Annotated in this window: 1 protein-coding gene; it reads left to right on the forward strand. The window is 31.6% G+C overall.

The window, feature by feature from the left end; all coding sequences use genetic code 11:
• The coding region (locus BWI92_RS26345) for a hypothetical protein (RefSeq protein ID WP_217903505.1) at positions 1–230 on the forward strand (230 nt) is incomplete at its 5' end.
• Positions 231–358: the final 128 nt, after the last annotated feature.

The following is a 358-nucleotide window of genomic DNA, read 5'->3' on the forward strand; positions in this document are numbered from 1 at the left end:
TGCGCTTCGTCGATGGCCACAAAAGAAATTTTTGCTTGTTTCAAGAAAGCAAGGTTATCTTCTTTGGTCAAAGACTCAGGAGCGATAATCCTTGGGATAAAATTGTTTTGAAGAAAGTGGAGGTTGTAGGAACCAATGCAAATGTATGGTGGACATGGGGAGATAAGAATTTTTCAAAAGGATTTTCCTACAAAGTAAGACTTCAAAAAAAATGGATTTTGGAAAATTAGTTATTTGCAAGGATTTGATAAAAGTGTTTTTTGAAAAAATAAACACTTAAACATCGATCTTAAAAGCGAAAGACTTTTTTGGTGAAATTTGTAAATTGTTATATATTAATGGTTTATTTGGAGTAAAG

The organism is Flectobacillus sp. BAB-3569 (genome assembly GCF_002270355.1).
Lineage (GTDB): Bacteria > Bacteroidota > Bacteroidia > Cytophagales > Spirosomataceae > Flectobacillus > Flectobacillus roseus.